The 19666-nt window shown below is 50.8% G+C and carries 21 protein-coding genes; all 21 read left to right on the top strand.

Features of this window, described 5'->3' with window-relative positions:
- Positions 1-6 precede the first annotated feature (6 nt).
- The 21 genes from ACMWKK_RS17070 (at position 7) to ACMWKK_RS16970 (ending at position 19656) form a co-directional block, all read left to right on the top strand.
- Positions 7-1581 (top strand): GspE/PulE family protein, encoded by a 1575-nt coding sequence (locus tag ACMWKK_RS17070; protein ID WP_152043819.1) that lies wholly within the window; start codon positions 7-9, stop codon positions 1579-1581.
- The gene (locus ACMWKK_RS17065; RefSeq protein WP_152043818.1) at positions 1571-2686 is read left to right on the top strand and encodes a type II secretion system F family protein; all 1116 of its coding nucleotides are present in this window, start codon (positions 1571-1573) and stop codon (positions 2684-2686) included. The genes ACMWKK_RS17070 and ACMWKK_RS17065 overlap by 11 nt, the downstream gene beginning before the upstream one ends.
- Before the next feature lie 9 nt (positions 2687-2695).
- Positions 2696-3292, top strand: coding sequence for a type 4 pilus major pilin (locus ACMWKK_RS17060; RefSeq protein WP_152043805.1), 597 nt, complete (start codon positions 2696-2698; stop codon positions 3290-3292).
- A gap of 4 nt (positions 3293-3296) precedes the next feature.
- Complete coding sequence (locus ACMWKK_RS17055) at positions 3297-3776, top strand: lytic transglycosylase domain-containing protein (RefSeq protein WP_076734831.1); 480 nt, start codon at positions 3297-3299, stop codon at positions 3774-3776.
- A complete protein-coding gene (locus tag ACMWKK_RS17050; RefSeq protein WP_152043804.1) occupies positions 3773-4441 on the top strand; it encodes an A24 family peptidase in 669 nt (222 codons plus the stop codon). Before ACMWKK_RS17055 ends, ACMWKK_RS17050 begins: the two co-directional genes overlap by 4 nt.
- 5 nt (positions 4442-4446) lie before the next feature.
- Complete coding sequence (gene pilV / locus ACMWKK_RS17045) at positions 4447-5781, top strand: shufflon system plasmid conjugative transfer pilus tip adhesin PilV (protein ID WP_406542872.1); 1335 nt, start codon at positions 4447-4449, stop codon at positions 5779-5781.
- A 1591-nt stretch (positions 5782-7372) separates the two neighbouring features.
- Positions 7373-8494: a site-specific integrase gene (locus tag ACMWKK_RS17040; RefSeq protein WP_152043850.1), complete on the top strand. Its 1122-nt coding sequence runs from the start codon at positions 7373-7375 to the stop codon at positions 8492-8494.
- A gap of 206 nt (positions 8495-8700) precedes the next feature.
- Positions 8701-9567 (top strand): plasmid transfer protein, encoded by an 867-nt coding sequence (locus tag ACMWKK_RS17035; RefSeq protein ID WP_152043851.1) that lies wholly within the window; start codon positions 8701-8703, stop codon positions 9565-9567.
- 24 nt (positions 9568-9591) lie between these two features.
- Complete coding sequence (locus ACMWKK_RS17030; RefSeq protein WP_152043880.1) at positions 9592-10305, top strand: TIGR03759 family integrating conjugative element protein; 714 nt, start codon at positions 9592-9594, stop codon at positions 10303-10305.
- Positions 10284-10907, top strand: a complete 624-nt coding sequence (locus tag ACMWKK_RS17025) for a transglycosylase SLT domain-containing protein (protein ID WP_152043852.1) — start codon at positions 10284-10286, stop codon at positions 10905-10907. Before ACMWKK_RS17030 ends, ACMWKK_RS17025 begins: the two co-directional genes overlap by 22 nt.
- Positions 10904-11434: an integrating conjugative element protein gene (locus ACMWKK_RS17020; protein WP_152043853.1), complete on the top strand. Its 531-nt coding sequence runs from the start codon at positions 10904-10906 to the stop codon at positions 11432-11434. The genes ACMWKK_RS17025 and ACMWKK_RS17020 overlap by 4 nt, the downstream gene beginning before the upstream one ends.
- Positions 11431-11988 (top strand): restriction endonuclease, encoded by a 558-nt coding sequence (locus tag ACMWKK_RS17015; protein ID WP_152043854.1) that lies wholly within the window; start codon positions 11431-11433, stop codon positions 11986-11988. Before ACMWKK_RS17020 ends, ACMWKK_RS17015 begins: the two co-directional genes overlap by 4 nt.
- Positions 11989-12208: 220 nt before the next feature.
- On the top strand, positions 12209-14320 hold the full coding sequence (gene traD, locus ACMWKK_RS17010; RefSeq protein ID WP_152043855.1) for a type IV conjugative transfer system coupling protein TraD: 2112 nt from the start codon (positions 12209-12211) through the stop codon (positions 14318-14320).
- Positions 14307-15068 carry a TIGR03747 family integrating conjugative element membrane protein gene (locus ACMWKK_RS17005; RefSeq protein WP_152043856.1) on the top strand — a complete coding sequence of 254 codons (762 nt, stop codon included), beginning with the start codon at positions 14307-14309 and terminating at the stop codon, positions 15066-15068. The genes traD and ACMWKK_RS17005 overlap by 14 nt, the downstream gene beginning before the upstream one ends.
- Positions 15069-15259: 191 nt before the next feature.
- The gene (locus ACMWKK_RS17000; protein ID WP_001216596.1) at positions 15260-15577 is read left to right on the top strand and encodes an RAQPRD family integrative conjugative element protein; all 318 of its coding nucleotides are present in this window, start codon (positions 15260-15262) and stop codon (positions 15575-15577) included.
- Positions 15568-15813 carry a TIGR03758 family integrating conjugative element protein gene (locus tag ACMWKK_RS16995; protein ID WP_001251235.1) on the top strand — a complete coding sequence of 82 codons (246 nt, stop codon included), beginning with the start codon at positions 15568-15570 and terminating at the stop codon, positions 15811-15813. Before ACMWKK_RS17000 ends, ACMWKK_RS16995 begins: the two co-directional genes overlap by 10 nt.
- A 12-nt stretch (positions 15814-15825) precedes the next feature.
- Complete coding sequence (locus ACMWKK_RS16990) at positions 15826-16191, top strand: TIGR03745 family integrating conjugative element membrane protein (RefSeq protein WP_152043857.1); 366 nt, start codon at positions 15826-15828, stop codon at positions 16189-16191.
- A gap of 9 nt (positions 16192-16200) precedes the next feature.
- Positions 16201-16581 (top strand): TIGR03750 family conjugal transfer protein, encoded by a 381-nt coding sequence (locus tag ACMWKK_RS16985; RefSeq protein ID WP_000268263.1) that lies wholly within the window; start codon positions 16201-16203, stop codon positions 16579-16581.
- On the top strand, positions 16578-17237 hold the full coding sequence (locus tag ACMWKK_RS16980; RefSeq protein WP_000086096.1) for a PFL_4703 family integrating conjugative element protein: 660 nt from the start codon (positions 16578-16580) through the stop codon (positions 17235-17237). Before ACMWKK_RS16985 ends, ACMWKK_RS16980 begins: the two co-directional genes overlap by 4 nt.
- On the top strand, positions 17234-18133 hold the full coding sequence (locus ACMWKK_RS16975; protein WP_152043858.1) for a TIGR03749 family integrating conjugative element protein: 900 nt from the start codon (positions 17234-17236) through the stop codon (positions 18131-18133). The genes ACMWKK_RS16980 and ACMWKK_RS16975 overlap by 4 nt, the downstream gene beginning before the upstream one ends.
- On the top strand, positions 18130-19656 hold the full coding sequence (locus ACMWKK_RS16970; protein WP_152043859.1) for a TIGR03752 family integrating conjugative element protein: 1527 nt from the start codon (positions 18130-18132) through the stop codon (positions 19654-19656). The genes ACMWKK_RS16975 and ACMWKK_RS16970 overlap by 4 nt, the downstream gene beginning before the upstream one ends.
- Positions 19657-19666 lie beyond the last annotated feature (10 nt).

The raw sequence follows: 19666 nt of genomic DNA, 5'->3' as shown, positions 1-19666 counted from the left end.
GTGATGATGTCTCCTGATAAAGAAATCATGGATTTTGTCTTTGCCGAGCAGCATCCATCTGGTGGGGTTACGCTACTCATCGACGGCAACCGGCGAAAAGACCCTGGCATACAACGCTGGGTTATGGATGTCACCCGTACATGGTCTGACGCAAAAACTGAGTTTGTTACTCTCAGCGAACTGAACCGGCGGCGTGAAGTGGCAGAACGTCAGGGCCGCGGGCTTAACCAGGGGGTGAGCGAGGCGGATCTAAGTAACCGTGACGTCAGTGTTTCGCAGGATAAGGTCATCAGCTATATGAGGCTGGGTAACGACTTTAATGCCTCTGATATTCATATGGAAATAAGCGGTGATCGCAAGATTTGCATCGTTCAGTTGCGTATTCACGGCGAGCTGGAGGTGGTGGATGAAGTGAAAGACGTGGAGGGTATGACGCTGGCCTCCACGGCTTATCTTTCCATGTGCGACGTGCGCGAGCAGTCATTCTTTGCCGGTCGTGAGCAGTCAGGGCGCATCGATGCAAAGTTCGCCCGCCGCGCCGGCCTCTATGGCGCCCGCTACGAACACCGTCCTACTCCGGATGGGCTGATAGTGGTCATGCGTCTGATCCCGGATGACGGGGACAATATACCGACGCTGCCGCAACTGGGTTTTTTGCCTGAGCAGATTAAGCTTATCATGCAGATCCTGCGTATGCCGGAAGGCATGACGCTGCTGACCGGGCCTACTGGTTCAGGGAAGAGCGCCACGCTGCGCGTTTTCAGTGATATCTGGCTGAAACTGACCGGCGGTAAAAAGCGCCTGCTCACGCTGGAAAACCCGCCCGAGGGGCGTATTCCGGGTGGTATTCAGACCCCCGTTATGCCGGAAGACAATTCACCGGAGGCCATCAGCCGCGCCTGGAGTAACGGAAACGCCTCTGCACTTCGTCTCGATCCGGATGCCATCCTGAACGGTGAGATCCGTGACCTGTATTCCCTGCTCGCCGCCATTTTCGCCAGTGAAACCGGCCACCTGGTGCTGTCGACCCTGCACACCCAGAGCCCTATCGGCTCCCTGCGTCGTATGGAGCATTTCGGTATTGATCGCCACCTTCTGGCGGATGCTGCACTCATCACCGGCCTGATTGGCCAGCGTCTGGTGCCGCTGTTGTGTGAACACTGCCGGGTACCGTGGGAAGTCAAAGTCCCTGAGCTTGATGAAGAAACCCGCGCGCGTCTCGAAAAATATTGTTCTGTCGCGGGCTTGTGCGAACCGAAAAATCTCTTCTTCCGCAACTATGAGGGATGTGAAAACTGCCGGAAAACGGTACCACTGACCGGACGCATTATCAGTCGTGGCGTTACAGGGCGAACAGCTATTGCCGAAGTTGTCCGGACAGATGCTCGCCTGATGCAACTTTGGCTTTCACATGGGCCTTCAGTTGCCAGAAAGTACTGGGTAAACCAGGGGGGGATTACTCGCCGCATGCATCTGTTGCGTTATCTGGCAGAGGGTCTTGTTGATCCGCTGGAAGGCGATCTCATCTGTCCGCTGGATGAGGATGACATCATGGATTGTGAGGTGCCTGATGGAAAGTGACAGCCATTTTTATCCATCCCGGGAAATGTCGTTCCCTGAAAGGATTCGCTACCGGCTTGTCAGAGCCACTTTTACTGGAAAATACCGCCAGCCATTTTACGAAACGCTGCGCTTTCTTCTTGAAAACCGTAAGGCCCTGAAAGACGCGCTGACCATGATCGGCGATGTACATACTGATTTTGGCAGGCGCTGGCATCCTTATTATGAACTTGTTCAGGACTGCATCGAGGGTGTGAACGACAACCGTCCTGGCCGCGCGCTGCAGGATGTTCTGGCTGCCTGGGCACCTTACGAAGAGGCCGCGCTTATCAGCGCCGGGATGGAAACCGGTAATATTCCTGCCGCGCTGATGCAGGCTGATAAGTTGATTGTTGCCCGTAGGCGAATTCTTGGACAGGTAATTTTTGCCTCCGTATTTCCTGCCGCGCTTGCCATCCTGAGTACGGGGCTACTACTGGCCAACAATCTCGCACTTGTTCCCACCATGAGCAAAATGTCCGATCCAGCTCGCTGGACCGGTGCACTCGGGTTTATGAATGGAGTAGCGAAGTGGAGTTCCGAGTGGGGTGTTGCTTCTGCCGCTACAGCCGCAGGGCTTGTGCTGCTGTCTTTCTGGTCGCTGCCCCGCTGGCGCGGCCGTCTCAGGCGCTGTGCTGACTGGTTACTACCATGGTCTGTTTATAACGACCTGCAGGGAGCTGTATTCCTTATGAATATTGGCGCGCTTCTTGGTTCGGGTGTCCAGGAACTCAAAGCTTTGCAGATCCTTAACGGTTTTGCACCGCCCTGGCTGCAGGAACGCATCGAGGCCGCGATGGAGTGCATGAGTGAAGGCGATTCACTTGGCAGAGCTCTGCGTAACAGCGGATATGATTTTCCGAGCCGTGAGGCTGTGAACTATCTCTCTCTTCTGGATAAGGGGGATGGTGCTGCTTCGCTCATCACCAATTATGCGGACCGCTGGCTGGAACAGGCGCTCGCGCGCGTCGCGCGTCGGGCGAATGCCACCAAACTCTTTTCTCTCGTTCTGATTATGAGTTTCTTCTTACTCATCCTGATGATGGTGATGCAGATTCAGGACATGAACACTTTCAACTTACATTAAGGAACCGCCATGTCAGCTCAGACATTACCACATCGCCAACATCATCCTGACCGGGGCTGGGGCATTCTTGAACACGGTACCATTGCGATCGGGACGATTATCGTACTGGCTCTGGTTGGTGCTCTGGTCTGGAGTCTTTGGGGGAAAAAGTCCGTTGCCGTTGAGGTTTCAAATCTCCAGACCGTCGTGACAAACGCGCAGCAGCTTAAGCAGGCGCAGGGGGGATATAACTTTACGAGCAGTACAACTATGACGGGAACGCTTATCCAGCAGGGGGGCGCACCAAAGGCTGGCTGGACTATCCAGGGAACAGCCAGTTCCGGTACCGCTACGATGTGGAACGGTTATGGTGGTCAGGTCGTTCTGGCACCTGTGGCATCGAATGGATTTAACAATGGATTTTCAGTTACAACGCAGAAAGTTCCGCAGGCAGACTGCATCTCTATCACTACTCAACTCGGTTCCGGTGGGGCATTCAGTGCTATCACCATTAACAGTACCGATTACAGCGACGGTCTGGTCAGTGCAGAAGAGGCAGGCAAATCCTGCTCATCAGACAGCGGAATGACAGGTAACAATACACTGGTCTTCACCCATAACGGCTGATGACATGCTGCGCCTGTCCGCCTTTCTACTGCTGATTTTGGTTTGCCCACGGGTGGATGCATTCTGCTTTGAATCGGCGGGCGCTAAATACCACATTGACCCGCTACTGGTTAAGGCAATAGCCATAGGTGAAAGCAGCCTGCGACCGGGTGTCACAAATATTAATCGTGACAAAAAGACCGGGCAGGCACTCAGTACCGATTATGGACTGATGCAGGTCAATTCATCGCATATCCCTTCGCTGATAGCGCAGGGTTACATTCGCAGCTCACAGGACCTCCTGAACCGTCCGTGTCTAAACGTTCAGATAGGCACCTGGATACTGGCGAAACATTTTCAGGTATGCGGCATAAGCTGGAACTGTCTTGGCTCTTATAACGCAGGTTTTCGTAAGGACCGGCATGAAACTCGCGAGTCCTACGCCAACCGGATTTATGCCATTTATCGTCGGCTTTTACTTAATGAACGGGGAATAAAACTGTGACACTGCTGACGCTGAGTATGCCCTGGCCAACTGTCATTATCATTTTTCCTCTATGCCTCAGCTTATTCAGTTTTATGAGGAGCCTGGTTCGTCTCAGCCTGATGATATTGGATGATGATCAGGAATGGTCCGCTGCTTTTTTGGCACCTGCATCCACCGGCTTCATCTGGCTTTATGCAATAGCGGCAACAGGCATGATGCTGTCCCCTGTGCCGCTACTGGAGCGACTGATGTCTCTGTTGTTCTGCCTGTTTCTTTTCAGGATGACGCTTACAGATGCGCTCACAGGATTTCTGCCCCGGGAATTGACAATAAGATGCCTTATTGCCGGTCTTTTTTCCGCTCTTATCGCTCCCGGCTTTACAGGGCACCTCCTGACAGCTACCACTGCGCTGGTGATTTTTGGTGTCTGGCGTTACGTCACCTTTAGGATTCATGCCCGTGAGTGTCTGGGGCTGGGCGATGTCTGGTTGGCCGGCGCTATTGCGGCCTGGTTGGGAGGGCGAGAGGGGCTTTATGCTCTGCTGATCGGCGTGGTGCTCTTTGTGCTCTGGCAGATATCTGTTCGTCGCATAACTGAAGGAGGGCCGATGGGACCCTGGCTGTGCGCCGGCGCGATTTCTGTGACCCTGTTTAAATTGTATCAACCGCTTATTACATGGTGATGCCTGTGTTCACATATAAAACGACTGACCGGGGCTGGGCTATCCTCAGCACTGGTGCTTCATTGATTATTCTCCTTGTTGTCAGCGTCTGGGGCTTTACGCTTATCAGTGACTGGATGCAAAAGCGGACCTGGCTGAATACTGCGTCACAGGTTTCTCGCTTTACACAGGCTGTGAAGAGCTACACGGGCCGTTATTACGATACTTTGCTTTCAACTGCCACCACCACGACCCCGGTTACGGTTACTCCCACTATGCTGAAAAACACCGGATTTCTGGAGCAGGGGTTCAGCGAGACGACCGTAGACGGACAGGCTTACCTGGCTGCAGTTGTTCGTAATGCCACCAATACAGATCAACTGCAGGCGCTGGTTTACACACAAAACGGTGCGGCACTGCCTTTTCTCGCACTGCGCCAGATATCAATGGATATCACCTCGGGTATGGGCGGCTATATCTGGACGTCGGGAACTGCTACCGGCGCCATGGGCAGCTGGACTCTACCTCTTTCTCAGTTTGGGATAAGCACAACTCAGGGGCATATTGCGGCTTTACTGACCACAGATGAACTGGGCGCTGCTCGCGGTGAAAATGATCGTCTTTATCGTTTTTCGGTAACCGGCAAGCCAGACCTCAACACGATGCATACCAGCATTGATATGGGAGGTAACAATCTTAATAACACAGGCACGATTAATGCCGTAACGGGTAATTTTAGTGGCGATGTGGCGGCCACTGGAAATATAACTGCGAATGGAACTGTTACAGGACAGAATGTTACTGCCGGTTCAAACGTCACCGCAGGAAATACAATAACGGCTAACAACGACATACGTTCAAATAATGGCTGGTTCATAACTCGAGGGAGTAAGGGATGGCTAAATGAAACGTATGGCGGCGGTTTTTATATGTCAGATAATGACTGGGTTAGAGTCATAAATAATAAGAATATTTATACAAGCGGTCAGGTTCGTGGTGGAAGTGTGCGGGCTGATGGAAGACTTTCTACAGGAGAAGTTTTGCAGCTCGACGGAGTCAATACTGCTGGCGCAGTTTGTTCACCAAACGGCCTTGTAAGCCGCGACGCCACTGGAGCCATACTTTCCTGTCAATCCGGTGTGTGGGCAGGAAGCAATTTCAAGGCTACCACAAGGATTAATACTGGGTATGACGTGATATCAGTTAGCTGTGCCAGTAACGAGAAACTGACCGGAGGAGGAGCTCAATGTAACCCGAATAGTAAGGAGCGACTTAAATGGTCAAATCCGAATGGAAATTCTTGGAGCGCAGCATGTCCAGGAGAGAACCTAACTGTGTACGCTATATGTGCCAGTAATTAACCTGTCAATCCGGTGTGTGGATTAGCCCAGGAAAAGGACGTTCAGGATATTACTGTAGAAGGACTTCCTTCGATAAAGGACGTTCAGATGATTACGTAGGTTATACCCCTCGCACCGATGACAATTGCCCTGTTATTAATCCAGGTCAAACACCAAACGGATATTGCAGTTGTATGAAAATCATACTCGACTACTGACTGTCAATCCGGTGTGTGGCAAGGAAATGAAATTTCTACTGTTTACCCAGGATATATTGACTATGGATCACATGTAGAAATGTTCGGAACCATATACGGTATTGGCGACGATAGCTGTGTCAACAGCGGATTTCCGGTACTGGTAAGCCAGGTTCTATCGCTTACAGGAAGTGTATCTGATCTTAGTTCTCTGGCTAATGCTGGAGTAACCTCTGCTTACTTTACAGTCATAAATGGAAGCCAATTTCGCGTTTGCGTAAAAAACAAAGATTCAAGCCGCAGCAACAACATTGCGTGGCGTGCATTAGCAATTAAATAAACCTGTCAATCCGGTGTGTGGGTATCTGGTGGAAACTACAGCGGGAATTATTCTTCACTTGGCTCATTTGTGTCAGCTTACACAGCTATCAATACCACCGGTAAGCCCATGACAGTATATGCATCTGGGGGAGTATCCACAGTGAACCGGCACGTCGAGGATGGTGACAATTGCAGAAACACATGGGCTTTGTCAGGTAGTGTTGATGGGCGCGTTATCACCGCCGCAGGTACAGCTAATTCAAGCTGGAGTAAGTCAGGTACGATTAATTTTATCGTACCGGCAGGCTCTTCCTTCACTGTTATGTCTAGCCCGTTACCCTCTTATGGATGCTCTCCAGGGAGTTTTAGCCTTGCTATATACTCATAATCTATGGGAGCTATACCGTCAGAATCGTACTGAAGAAATGCGCAGTAGACTGATATTCCATCCGGCGTGTAGTCAGGCACATCAAAGCCCTTGAGTTCACTACACACAGGATTTGGCGTCTAATTAGTGGCGCAGTTTGCTATAGCCTGGAAGCACGCTGCACCTTTTGAATTGTTCGGTAAGACGATGTAGAACCGGTCATTTACAGGATCAAGAGCCATGGAATCGGGTGAGTTATGATTGGAACCATCAGACCAACTTTTTAAAGTGTAAGAACCACCTATAGCCACTGTACCGGACGGACAATAAGCAGACGCAACCGCTTTATTGGCACAGGTGGTTTCGCCAAAAACGGTTTGCATTTTGATTTTTGATGCGGCTGCCCACACACCGGATTGACAGTCAAATTCCGGCACCAGGTAGATTTAAGCAAGTGACAGTGATTGTCCCTCCTGATTCATAATCACCCCATCGCGTATTGGTAACAAACCAGCGATTTGAACTATCTGCATATACCTTCTGAAATCCACCAAAAGGTGAACCATTTAAGTTCGTCCATGAGCAATAAGCATGGATTCCAATATCACTGTTAGTGACATTTTTCCCCACATCGAAAGCCTGTATCGAGAACTTGTTTTGGAATGATTTCCACACACCGGATTGACAGTGGTATGTGATATATTTCTAATCTTTTTAGGAATATGCGATGCAACTCAGACAGCGAATTAAGAAAATGGAGCTGGGTGTAGCTCTTGATAAATATTACGGTTGTGCATCTGCGCAAAAGCGGGGCCATCTACAGGAGTTTTATCGGATAAATGTTATAAAGCGTTCAGCTCTTGCCAGGCGATACATGCATGAGATTACTTCGGTTGATATTGCAGAATACCGTGATCAGCGACTCTCTGAAGTAAGTAGTAAAACGGGGCGAACTAATAGTCCTGCAAGTGTCCGACTTGAACTTGCGTTGCTATCTGCCCTTTATAACCTTGCTCGAATTGAATGGGGAACATGTACTCATAACCCTGTTGAGCATGTACGAAAACCACCGGCCTCTAAAGGGCGAACCCGAAGATTGACATCTCAGGAGGAGCGAAAGATTAGCAGGGCGCTGGCAAAACGAAATATCGAGTTGGCAGCCATTTTTCATTTGGCCCTTGAAACGGCTATGCGTCAGGGGGAGATCCTCTCACTTCGCTGGGAGAATATCGACCTGCACATTGGCATCGCTCATTTGCCTCTCACTAAAAATGGGAGCGTACGGGATGTTCCGTTGTCGTTTAAAGCAAGAAAGGTATTAAGAGAGTATTCCGGCCCTCTATCCGGACCTGTTTTCAGTTATACATCCAATGGGTTTAAAAGCGCCTGGCGAGAAGTTATACAGGCTTTAGGCATTGTCGATTTGCATTTTCATGATCTACGACACGAAGCTATAAGCCGTCTCTTTGAGCTCGGAACACTGAATGTTATGGAAATTGCAGCGATATCAGGACATAAGAGCCTGACGATGCTAAAACGCTATACCCACCTTCGTGCGACGCAGCTGGTTAGTAAACTTGATATACGTAAACGACAGGCGCAGAAACTGGCGGCGATCTTTGTTCCGTATCCTGCTGAACTTGAGAGCAGCAATAACGGTATTGTTTTACGCTTCCCTGATCTTGAACATCCTTCACTTGAAGCGCAAACAAAGGAAGACGTTATCCAGAAAGCCTCTTTTGAGCTTCTCAGAATTCAGGCTCTTGCTGCTCGTTCTGGAGAACGACTCCCTCCACCAGGCAATATCAAAGCTAATGACCCAACTCGTGTGCTCATTAATCCGCTCTGAAATTTTGCGAACCCCTGGATTCAAACACATCTAAAACAAGGACGTTTTTGACAGCGCTATTATTATAGTGGCCTTTCCAGATGATCCCCTCCGACCTGGTTTCCCTGCCGAAAAAAACTTCAGAAATGGCAGATGAGTTAATCATCGCCATAGAATGACGTTTTTTGCACCTTATGGCTGTTCTGCGCAGCTATAAGGATTTTGAAATGTCAGTCAGTCAAGTCATCAAAGAAGAAGTTATAGCGGAAAATCCGGAGGTTACTTCTTCGCAAGTTGAACCTGCTGAGCCAGAAGCTCGCCGGTTGGTTCCCATTAATCTGAAAAAAATAGTCCGTATTGGAGGTCTGGGATTCCTCATTGTTTCTCTTGTTGGTTCTGTGGCCACGATTGTGATCATGGCACAGCAAATCTCTGACCTGAGTATTCGGGTGAACTCCCTGGATGCCGCTTTTCGCAGCGGTCAGATGAGCCAGTTGTCTGGTTCGGTTACTTCGCTCGAAGCGCAAAGCCGGAAACACGAGAAGCAGCTCGAGTCTGTCTCATCAGGGCTTGAATCAGTAAAAAACCAGTTAGCTGATTTCCAGGGGGAACATTCAAAATTAACAGGAAGCATTAGCAAACTTTCCTCAGAAGCTCAGGTGCGGCGTACCGCGATAGACGAACACTCTGAACGTATTGATGACATTAACTCACGGTTGTCACAGGTTGAATCGCGAGTTGCCGGGCTGAGCAAAGCTGAAAGCAACTCTTCTCAGAAAGAATCGAAGCAGAACCAGCAACCAGTCACTAAGAGCAAAACAACTTCAAAATCCGGGACAGGCCAGATCGTAAAAAAGCCTGAGCGGTCAGTCAGGCGCGCAGCTGTTGAAGCACCGTTTGTACTGACCGGCATTGAGCGGCGCGGCGGGCAGATGTTCGCAGTCGTCATCCCCCGTGGAAATTCCCAAATATCAGATATGCGGTTGCTTTCACCGGGAGACGGGATGCTGGGGTGGACGCTTCGTTCTATTCAGGACAGTGGTACCGCTGTTTTCAGCGTGAACGGTGCCCAACAGAGTTTACAGGTTCAATAAGAGACCAGACATATGAAGCATCAGATGAGAAGAATTTTGATGGCAGGTGTACTTTCCTTGCCGTTGTGTGTAGCGGCATCAACAGTTACCACCCCATCGAATCGGAGTCAGCAGACATCCCTGCAGGCATCATCAACAAACCAGGTTCAGACGCAGCAACAGGGTCAACAATGGGGGCTTTCAGATGAGGACTGGAGTCGCTATCAGTCGTTGATGAAAGGAGCCAGAGGCATTATGTCCCCTGGTCTTGATCCTCTCACTGCCCTGGGCGTCGAGACAGACAATTCATCTGAGCGCCGTCGGCTGGCTGAATTGTGGGTAAAACACGAATACGCCCGTACCGAGAAAGAACTCGCATTTCAACGAGAAATAAACACTGCCTGGCTTCGTCTTTATCCTGAAACATTGGCCGTGAATATGGGGAATGCCGCGGGTATCGCTCATGACACACAAGGAAGACTGGCGTTATTTGTCAAAGAGTCATGTTCACGCTGTGATGCCCGGCTTGCTGCTGTTATCGCCGACAACAGACCGGTAGATATTTACCTTGTCGGAAATGACGTGAGCGACGAAAAAATCAGATCATGGGCAATAAGCCATGGCATACCAGTCGAAAAAGTGCGTAATCGGCAAATTACCCTAAATCATGATCGCGGTTTGTGGCAGCGCTATGGGCAAGGTCAGATGCCAGTTATTTTGCAGCAGGGAGAAGAGGGATGGCAAATTGCCGCATTCTGAAACTGGCTTGCTGTTTATGGTTTGTCAGCACTGGTTGCCTGGCGGTCGTGAATGTAAATAGCAGTGTTCAGGTAGTTCCGCAGGCTTATCGGGTCATTGCTGCTGCCGAGCGTGTTCCGGCAGAATCGCTTTACTCGCTGGCGATGGCCGAAAGCACCCGTAAAACCGCATGGGGGTCTAAACCATGGCCCTGGACTATTAATGTAGCAGGGAAAGGATACCACTTTGAAACCCGCGAGGAGGCCTTTGCGGCACTTCTTGGATTTATGCAGCGCTACCCTCTCAAGCGTATCGATGTCGGTGTAGCTCAGGTCAATCTTGGGTGGAACGGGCATCTTTTCCCATCCTTTCGTGATGCTTTTGATCCCTACACAAATCTTCGTGCAGCGGCCCGAATTCTCCGTGCCTGCTATGACGCTCAGCCTGGAAGCTGGATTAAAGCTGCTGGCTGTTATCACCACCCGGCCGGTGGTAAGCCGGCAGCAAAATATATGGCTATCGTACGCCGCAAGCTAAGTCAGATCGCACCTGATATTAAGGTCCCTGAAGGGGAGCCGGTTGCTCTGGCCAGTCACTCATTAACCTGGGTTGAACCTCAATGAAAAAAAATATCGATAAATATTTCAATGGCATCTTTTGTGTATCACTGCTTACAGCAGCGTTTAGTTGTTTTGCTTCGCTGACAGTGGTCGGGGATCTGGGCGGGGAGTCAACCAGACCATTATTCGAGGCGATTAATTCAGGTGAAGAGTCGCATTTATCCGATGTTTCCTCCTTGCCTGGACCTCCGTCATCGCTGTCTATTTCCGATATGTTGCCCGTTAATACACCTGAAATGACACCCGGAAAGGTGACGTCACGCCCACTGCAGTTACTCGGTTTGCCTCCTGTTTTTGTGATTGGCGATGATGATATTTCCCGAGCCTGGTTGCGGCAGCGTGGTGCTGAACTGAAAGGGATGGGTGCCACAGGAATGGTAGTGAATGTTACGACTGAAAGTGCGCTCAACACGCTTAGAGGACTCTTGCCAGGTACTGAGATGGTCCCTGTTCGCGGCGGTGATTTGGCACAGCGATTGAAACTGACGCATTACCCTGTCCTGATTACCGCTGATGGATTAGCGCAATGACCACCGTGGTTTTCATATTATTGGCTTTCATTTCACTCACGGCTTTTTGGCTGCGGTGTAATACAAGAAGTGCCCGTGTCCGCAGACATCAGCGCAATCGACAGACGGCTAACAGGGTGTTGCTAAAACTGCCTGAGCTGAAAGCGGGGCAGCAGGTTTTATATTTACGGAAGATTAATCCCTATGTTTTCGAGGAGATGGTTCTGACCGCCATAGAGCGGCGAGGAATACCGGTCAGGCGTAATCCGAGTTACAGCGGTGATGGTGGTATTGATGGTCAGTTCTGGATTGGTCAGGAAAGGTGGCTTGTCCAGGCTAAACGATTTGCCAGTGCTGTTCGTCCTGAACATGTCCGTCAGTTTGGTGAGCTAGTCCGACAAGAAAAATGCAGAGGTCTGTTCGTACACACAGGACGAACAGGTTTTATCAGTTTTAAGTATTTCAGTGATTACCCGGAAATTTTGCTCATAAGCGGGTCTTCCCTTTTGCTACTGCTGTCTGGTGAATCCGTTGAACATGTTCTCCGGCCATTAAAAAAGAGGCAATACAGATGAAGTTTTCCACATCAAAATTACCGTTCATTGGTTCGGTGTGGCTTTTGGTTTCTTTCCGGATTTTCATATTCCGGTCTGTAATGATTTCTTTGCAGATGTTTGGGTTATTTCTTTTCTTTTATTTATTTCATGCAGTATTCCGCAAGGCCACAGATTCTGTTCGTTTATTCCTCAAACTCAATGGTAAAAGTTTTGCTCCGTTCCAGGGGGGGGCTTTTATATGAGCGACAAGTACGTGATGGAATCCCTCCTTCGCCCGGCGGTTGAACTGTATTCCGCTGCGGCGGCGGGTAGCGCGACCTTTATTTGCCTTACGGCCCCCTGGGCTGTCGCGCTCGCACCATCGGTCAGTTGGGTGACCGCCGCGGGGTTTGGTGTACTGGCGCTGAAGCGTACATCTGAGGGGATGAAAATACTCCGTTACCGCCAAAACATTCGCCGTTTGCCCCGATATGTACTGACCAGCGAGCAGATCCCCGTCAGCCAGCGGCACTTGTTCCTTGGCAAGGGCTTCCAGTGGTCTCCCCGCCATACGCAGCGTCTTCTGGAAGCGAGGCGTCCGGAGTGTGAGGTCTACGTACAACCTTCTGTTATTTATCGCCTGGCACGCGATCTGGAAAAAAAGATGGAGTACAGCTTGCCGTGGTTGTGCAGGCTGACACGAACTGATTCGGCGCTCAACCCGTTTCGCCCGTTGCCCCCTGTAGGAGGAAGCCCCATTTACCATGGTGTGGAACTGGATGAAACTACGGTCACCTATGATCTCGGAGAACGTGTAGGGCATACACTGGTTATCGGCACCACACGAGTCGGTAAAACCCGGCTTGCTGAGTTACTTATCACACAGGATATTCGCCGTAAAAACGCTGCAGGCGAGCATGAAGTTGTCATCGTGTTTGACCCGAAAGGAGATGCCGATCTGTTGAGGCGAATGTATGCCGAGGCACACCGTGCTGGTCGTCAGGATAACTTCTGGGTGTTCCACCTCGGATGGCCAGATATAAGCGCTCGCTACAATGCCGTTGGACGGTTCAGCCGTATCTCGGAAGTAGCATCACGTGTTGCAGGACAGCTCTCCGGAGAGGGCAATTCTGCTGCATTTCGGGAATTTGCCTGGCGATTTGTCAATATTATTACCCGTGCGCTGGTCGCACTTGGCCAGCGTCCTGATTACGGTCTCATACTGCGTTACGTGACAAACATAGGTGAACTGTACGAAACCTATGTTGAGAATATGCTGAGTGAAAAGGCACCACAGTTGCTGAGTACAGTCGAAGCGCTGTTAGGTAGCGGTATAAGCGAGAAGGATCTGCCGCGTCACATGCAGGGCAGGCCTAATGGCATGAATATCTGGGCTATTGAGCAGGTACTGGCCAGCGAAGAAGGAAAAAAACTGTGGGACCCGGTGCTGGATGGGCTACGTAGCGCTGTGCAATATGATCGAACGTATTTCGACAAAATTGTTGCGTCACTGCTGCCGCTGCTTGAAAAGCTTACAACTGGTAAAACGGCCGCATTGCTGGCACCTGACTATACGGACCTGAACGATCCGAGGCCGATCCTGGACTGGCATAACATTATCAAATCGCGCGGCGTGGTTTATATCGGCCTCGATGCACTATCCGACCCTGTTGTCGCAGCAGCAGTCGGCAACAGCATGTTCGCTGATCTCGTTTCCGAAGGTGGACACATCTATAAATTCGGTCTCGGTGATGAGGATGGTAGAAAAAGTTCGAAAGTGGCGATAAATCTTCACTGTGACGAGTTTAACGAGTTAATGGGTGATGAGTTTATTCCTCTCATCAACAAAGGGGGGGGGGCGGGCTTCCAGGTGACAGCATACACGCAGACTCTTTCGGACATCGAGGCCCGTATAGGCAGCAGTGCTAAAGCGAATCAGGTAGTGGGGAACTTCAACTCATTGATTATGCTCCGTGTGCGTGAAAAAAACACTGCCATGCTCCTGACCGACCAATTACCAGAAATTGACGTCTACCAGAAAACCCTTACATCGGGTGTCACTGACGTATCCCGGCCGGGAGAGGGTACTGATTTTAACAGTAACGTTCAGGACCAGGTCAGTCTGGTTAAAGTCCCGATGCTCAACCCTTCAGACGTTATCAACCTGCCGAAAGGGCAGGCATTCGCCCTGCTTGAAGGAGGGCGCCTGTGGAAAATCAGGATGCCGTTGCCGGCTGATAACGACGATCCTTATATGCCCGCGAGCCTGAAGCAGCTGGCTGACAACATGGAGCAGAACTACCGAACTGGAGAATCCTGGTGGACAGGCGGTGATGCGGCATATTCGGGGGGGCAAAATGTCTCAGCATGACAGAGATACTGCCAATCGCAGTTCGCCATCCCGACAGAAACAATCCGGACCATTCGGCATGTTGCTCTGGGATTTTCCTGTCAGTTTAATTGGCATTCTGCTGGGGTCGCTTCTGGTTAGCCTGCTAATCGAATATGCCTGCATTGCCTTACTCTGGCCTGACGAAGGTGCTTCACACAGCTACCGGGTGATGGTTGCAGAAAGCCACTGGTTGTCGGAAGGGTACACGCGGAGTTTACTGATGGCAGCGCCGGTTGAGACGATTTCGCGGTGGGTACATACCGCCTGGAACTGGTTGTTTGTCGATAGCGGATTCAGCCATTGGCTTCAATCATTCAGGGAAACTGGTCAGAAGGGGACTGGACTTATCCCAACGATAAACCGGTTCGGTGACTCACTAATCGGCTGGCTTGGGGAGTACCTGCAAGCTACGCTCTGGGTAACTCTGATTTACTTCATCAGGGTGATGATCCTTTTCCTGAGTCTGCCGCTGTTCGGCCTGGTGATTATCACCGGCATAGTTGAAGGGCTGGTCCGTCGAGATTTGCGTCGTTACGGAGCTGGATATGAATCGAGCTTTGTATACCATCACGCCAAACGTTTTATTAAACCCGCACTTTACGGCCCCTGCATGTTGTATCTGGCCTGGCCGACTGCTGTCTGGCCAAATCTCCTGTTGCTGCCATCAGCATTATTACTTGGCGGTGTTCTGGCCATCGTCACTGCGTCCTTTAAAAAATACCTATAGCCCAGGAAGTAGCTGTTTCGGGAGTTCCCCGGAGCCCGCTCGATGTCGCGGGCTTTTTTTTGAAGGTTCATCTGTATTAACCGGCTCACTTTGTGGCATTTAATTTTCTGACCTTCATAAATATTTTCCTGCTGCCAGCATGTCCTGTTTGCGTCAATCTCCCGACGACAAGTTATTAGGGAGAGTCGCAAATGCGTCACACCACAATCATCCTGGCAATGTTATTGCCCGTTCTGCCGGTGCTGACCTGCCAGGCGTCAGAAAAAGATGAGCTGGCACTCGTGATGCGCCAGCTGGATCAGGTTCAGGCTGGCCTTGATCGCGCCCGCGTCGTAGCCAATCAGAATCAGGACGCTCGCTTTTATTTCGACTATCAGCAGGCAACCCGTGACATCTCAACGATGAGGCAGGGCATATCCACTTATCTCGAGCCGTCGCGCGCGCAGCCAACAGCACCCTCCACTTTAGTCACCGGGCAGTACCGTGCTGAGGAGCCCTCATGGCGATGAATGGCTCTCAGCTAAATGGATGGAGTGCGGGCACCGGAAGCAGCCTCACGCCCGGGCAACTGAACCTCTTGATCCTCGGTACGCTCGCCATCGTCGTTCTCCTTTTCAGCGCATGGGCACTGGTGCAGGCCTACCGTGGCCTGGTCAGTAAATCAGTGACGTTCAGGCAGTTCAATGAGCTGCTAATTCGACTGATTGTGCTTTATCTGCTGACCCTGTTTCTATTTTTCCACTGAAAGGATGACTCAATGAAATTCACTTTCTTCAGGCATTTTCGTTCTGCCTATTCCCGTGCGGGATATTTGTTGCTTACCGGTCTCTTAACTGCAAATCAGGCTATGGCAGACTTGCCAGTTGTTGAACAGCCAACATCTGGAGGCGGTGGCGGAACCTACAACACCGTTATGGGCTACATCAAAATGGGGGCACTTGCGATAGGGCTTCTCGTATGTGTCGGTGCTTTTTTTGCCGTAGCGCATGCCGTGATTACCGCATTTCACGATATCCGTCGTGGTAAGGGGGAATGGACTCAGTTCCTGGTCTATCTGGTTGTCGGCATCATCCTCATCCTTTTGGTTATTTACCTCGCAACTAAAGCTTCAGATATCCTGTAAGGAGCCCATATGGCCGTCATTGATTTCCTCCCTGACAGACTGAACAACCCCCCCGTGGTCTGGAAAGGGTTCACATCCGGGGAGTTTGTGCTGGCGGCCGTCATCGGTGTTATTGCCGGTATCCCTCTGGCAATACCGTTAGCTCTGGTTCCTTTTGTTGGATGGCTGGCTTTTCCGACGTGCATGCTGCTGATGCCGCTGTTGGTTATTTTTTTTGGCGGCAACTGGATTGCCAGCTACAAGCGCGGTAAGCCAGAAAATTATATCTGGCAACGTCTGGAGGAATTGCGCTGCCGTGCACGTATGTCCCGAACCATGATTCTGGATAGCAGGGCGTGGGAACTTAAACGAACGAAACCTGTTCCGTTGATGCGCGGAGGGAAAGTATGAGTCGTTTTCGTAACGGTATAACCGCCCGCGATAATCATATTATTTCGCTACGTATCGCTTGTGTTTTGCTGGCTCTGGGGCTGTTCGTCACCAGTCTGGGATGGATGCGAGCGCCCTCGGAACTGACAATTCACAACCCACCCGACCTGCGTTCCGGCAGCACCCGAAAATGGTGGGAGGTCCCGCCATCTACGGTTTACAGTTTTGCTTTTTACATTTTTCAGCAACTGAATTCCTGGCCGAAAAATGGGGAAGCTGACTACACAGCCAAAATTGCCCAAATGAGCCCGTATTTGACGCCGTCCTGTCAGGATTTTCTCAATAAGGACGCCGAGATGCGCAAGAATAATGACGAGCTGCGCGATCGTGTACGCGTGGTATACGAAATCCCCCGTCGTGGTTACAGCAACCGCAGCGTGACCATCATTGATGAAGATCATTGGGTGGTACGGCTGGACCTGGTAGCTGACGAATATTTCCATACCGAACCCGTTAAGCGTGCCCTGGCGCGTTATCCAATGAAAGTGGTTCGCTGGGAAGGCGACCCAGAGCGAAATCCGTTTGGACTGGCACTGGACTGCTATGACAGCGCGCCACAAAGACTTGAGGCGATCTCCTTGCCTGAGCCAGAACAAAAGTCGGGAGCATTCAATTGAAAAAATTCTCAGTGATCCTGCTGACCCTGGTACTGGTCTCAGCCGGAGCTCGTGCTGTTGAGCTTATGAAATGGGAACGGATACCGTTGCAGATTCCCCTGACTGTAGGGCAGGAGCGAATCGTTTTTGTAAACAAAAACGTGCGAGTGGGGTTTCCGCCCGCACTCAACGACAAGCTGCGTATTCAAAGCTCCGGAGGTGTAGTTTATCTTGATGCGAAAGAAGCCTTTCCGGTGACGAGACTGGAGCTTCAGAACAAGGAAAACGGGGAAATACTTCTACTTGATGTTTCTGCTGCCCCCGGTAAAACCACGCGGGAACCTGTCAAAATTGTCTACGACGGAGAAGTGGCTACCGCTTCGGCGACCGATAAACAGACGGTCAGCAGTGATGGGGACAGTGCCGGCCGTCACTCGTCGGCAGAGGCAAATGCAGAAAGCCGGAGGCCCGCAAAACTCAATGCGCCGCTGCCCGTTGTCCTGACTCGTTATGCCGCACAGAACATGTATGGACCGTTGAGAACGGTAGAGCCCGTACCGGGAGTAAGTCCGGTTTCACTGAAGCTTCCCCCCCGGATCACCACACTTATGCCCACTGAGTCCGTCAGCGTCACGCCGATGTCTGCCTGGAGTCTGCAGGGCAGCAGTGTAATTGCGCTGCAGGTGCGTAACCGAGCAGCAGTAAAGGTCATCCTTGATCCTCGTTCGCTGCAAGGTCAGTTTACTACTGCGACTTTCCAGCACCGTTGGCTGGGGCGTGCCGGTACACCGGAAGACACGACAGTTCTATATCTGGTTACTGCAGGACGTCCCGAAAGTGCCTTTATTGCTGAACAGCGTTTACCCGAATCTGAAGGAAAGGAGAGTAAGCGGAGTAACCGAGGAGCACATAAATGAAAAAGCCTGCTTCAAACCTGCTTGTGAAAATTGCTGTTCCCGTCGTAGTGGTGGGCGCCATCATGATTGGGGTTAAATCCTGTACAGATAAAAACGATAAAAATGAAGCAGGCCAGAAAACCTCTAATGTCGTCCTGAAGGACCTTACACCAGAAGATCTCAAAGCGCTGGGTGTGGAAGGTGACACCGCGCAGGATACTTTGCGTACCCTGGTAGGTAGTTATCGTAAGGTTCAGGGGCGGCTTGACAGCCTTGAAAGCGATAATAAAACACTTGTTGATGAAAATAAGGAGCTAAAAAAAAATAGCACCAATGTTGACCAGCAAATCAGCCAGGCTGTGGGGCAAGTTCGTTCCGAAGAGGCCCAAAAACGTGCACAACTGAGTTCTCAGGTTACTGATCTGAGCTCGCAGGTGAACCAACTTCTTGATCAACTCAAAAATGGGTCCTCCGGCTTAACGGCAGGAAATAAAGGTAACGCTGCAGGCAGCGATATTCCTGTGGGACTGGGTTATGACAATGGTCTGACCGGAGGCGCGGGAAATATATCTCAAACAGATGGAAACGGGTTGCAATGGGTTGAGCCGAAAGATGGTATTGCCACGGATGCGAACGGTCGACCGGTCTCAGATAAAAACAGTAATAACGCGACTGGTTTTTCTTTTGCCACCTCCTTTGGCGCTGCAGGTGATGCAGCCAGGCAGGCTACGTCAGCAGTAAGTACAACGGTACAGAACAACATTCCCGGATCTGAAAAAAATGCCGCCCCTGTTTACACCCTTCCGGAAAACTCCACGCTTGTGGGTAGTCGGGCCATGACCGCGCTGTTGGGACGTATTCCCATTGATGGCAAGGTGACTGACCCTTACCCGTTCAAAGTGATGATCGGAAAAGACAACCTGACGGCAAATGGCATTGAATTGCCTGATGTACAGGGGGCGATCGTTTCGGGAACCGCTACGGGGGACTGGACGCTTTCCTGCGTGCGTGGCGCCATAACCAGCATCACTTTTGTTTTTACTGATGGCACTGTTCGTACGCTTCCTTCACCTGAGGGGCAAGGCAGTAATGGTGGTAATCAGAACAGCCAGGGTGGGAATAACAGCAGTATTGGCTGGTTGTCAGATGACAACGGCATTCCATGCATTTCGGGTACCCGAAAATCAAACGCTTCTACTTATCTGCCAACCATTGCCGCACTTGCAGCTGCCAGCGCAGCTGGTGATGCCGTGGCCGAAAACCAGAATACCAGCCAGACCAATGGCTATGGTGGTGTGACGTCAACGCTGACGGGGGATGCCGGTCAGGCAGTGTTGGGTAAGGCGTTATCAGGCGGTATGCGTGAGACCGTTGACTGGGTTAAAGCGCGATATGGTCAGACGTTTGACGCGATCTATGTACCGCCTGGACAGAAAGTGGCTTTACATATCACTCGTCAGCTGGCGATTGATTATGAAGAAAAAGGCCGCAAGGTGAAATATGACGATTTCAGCCTCGCTGGTAGCAGCACGGGCATGGACTGATGGGGATAAA

This window comes from Enterobacter sp. 01-M-03-SI-ECC (assembly GCF_047530215.1).
Classification (GTDB): domain Bacteria; phylum Pseudomonadota; class Gammaproteobacteria; order Enterobacterales; family Enterobacteriaceae; genus Enterobacter; species Enterobacter chengduensis.
The sequence above is the reverse complement of the archived record's forward strand: the minus strand, read 5'-3'. Positions and strand labels throughout refer to the sequence as shown.